The organism is Mycobacterium sp. (assembly GCF_049281135.1).
Classification (GTDB): domain Bacteria; phylum Actinomycetota; class Actinomycetes; order Mycobacteriales; family Mycobacteriaceae; genus Mycobacterium.
The window spans coordinates 1-1,747 of sequence record NZ_JBAPRN010000365.1 but is presented as its reverse complement, the minus strand read 5'-3'; the positions used below and the strand labels follow the sequence as shown (position 1 = coordinate 1,747).

The window sequence follows — 1,747 nt, the reverse complement described above, 5'->3', positions numbered from 1 at the left end:
CAGCCGGCTGGCGTGCGCACGTCGAGTTCTTTCCGAATTCGGATAGCCCGAACTATCTAGCTTTGATGACCTTTGACCCGATCGACTACGCGACTGAACGAGACCGGCTGCGCGCTCAGGCTATCTGGGCACGTCGCACTGACCGACTGCCTTTCAGCCCACCGACGGACTGGAAGTCGATCTCCTCGATATGGGCAGGTGACGTCGATGGCAAGGCGGTACGCATAGACACGATTCCCGGCGATGTGCTTCCCGAACTCACAGAAGCAGCCCAGATGGCCGAGTCGCTACGGCTCTACGACAGTGCTTACCACGATGAAATGCACTGGTGGACCGGGCCTTTTGAAAAATCAGAGGGCATCCCACACAGCGCTCTGGTCTCCGCGGCGGAGAGCGATCGGGTCGGCATCGAGCGGGTGTTTCCTGTCGTCCATCGGCCGGAGCGCCGCAGTGAGATTCCGGACGATCAAGCCATGATCCTGGTGCTGTCCACTGACGGTGACAGCCGCGCCGATGCATTGGCGTGCGGCGAAGCACTTTCCGCGATCCTGTTGGAATGCACCATGGTTGGCCTCGCCACGTGCACGGTGACACATCTTACTGAACTCAGCGAGACCCGCAAACTCGTTCAATCGCTAACGAGACCAGAAGCGACACCGCAAGTCCTGGTTCGGGTGGGCGTCGTGCCGGTAAGCAAAAAAGCACCGCAGCCCACACCACGACGACCGCTGTCCGAAGTCCTGCGGCTACGCGCGTTCGATTGAAATCCCCACATCGAAGGATGTAAAGCGTGATCGATTTTGATCTCGATACAGAACATTCGATTCTGCAGGTTCAGCCTGAAGCATCGCGCCAAACAACCGATTTCGTTGATCTAGCGAAAGCCGTCGAGCCCTGGATCCGGGCAAACGCAGACCTCGCCGGCGTTAAGGAGATATAAATGTCCACTCCGATAACACATTCGGGTGTCTTGGTCGGTGTCGACGGGTCGCCCGCCGCCAGATGCGCCGTCGACTGGGCGGCTCGTGACGCCGCAATGCGTAACGTACCCCTTACTCTCGTCCATGCCGTGCAGCCCATTGGCCTCACGCTGCCGCGGTTGACGGCGACGACGGCCTTCTCGCGGTGGCAAGTCGAGCAGGGACAGAAGATCCTCGACGAAGCAGTCGAGACCGCGCGAGCGACGGCTCCTGCCGGCGGTCCGGCGCAGATCGAGACTGAGCTGTTGTTCTCACCGGCGGTTCCGGCCCTGGTCGACTTGTCCAAAGACGCCGATCTGGTTGTGGTCGGATCACGGGGGCGAGGGCCCATCATCAGAAGCCTGCTGGGTTCGTTGAGCTCCAGCCTCATTCGTCATGCCCACTGCCCGGTGGCGGTCATTCACGACGAGGATCCGCTGATGCCGTATCCAGCAGATGCTCCGGTTCTCGTCGGCATCGATGGGTCACCCGCGTCGGAACTGGCGATCGCGATCGCGTTCCAAGAGGCGTCATGGCGAGGCGTCGACCTCGTCGCGCTGCATGTCTGGAGCGACGTCGAGGTCAACGACTACCCCGCCGTCGACTGGCCTGCCATGAAGCCGGCCGCCGAGGAGATCCTTGCAGAGCGACTGGCCGGTTGGCAGGATCGCTATCCCGATGTCACAGCTCGGCGCGTGGTCGAATGCGACCATCCGACGTATCACCTGGTCAGGCAATCCGAATCGGCCCAATTGGTGGTGGTCGGCAGCCACGGACGGGGTGGATTC

General features: G+C 61.4%; 3 protein-coding genes. All 3 read left to right on the top strand.

All coding sequences use genetic code 11. The features are described from left to right. A partial coding sequence (locus WAN02_RS14645) for an Acg family FMN-binding oxidoreductase (protein ID WP_422264926.1) occupies nucleotides 1-764 on the top strand: 764 nt, incomplete at its 5' end. A 26-nt stretch (nucleotides 765-790) separates the two neighbouring features. After that, entirely contained in the window at nucleotides 791-940 is a 150-nt protein-coding gene (locus WAN02_RS14640; RefSeq protein ID WP_422264925.1) for a hypothetical protein, read from the top strand. Continuing rightward, on the top strand, nucleotides 941-1,747 hold an 807-nt coding region (locus WAN02_RS14635; protein WP_422264924.1), incomplete at its 3' end, for a universal stress protein. It lies immediately after the preceding gene.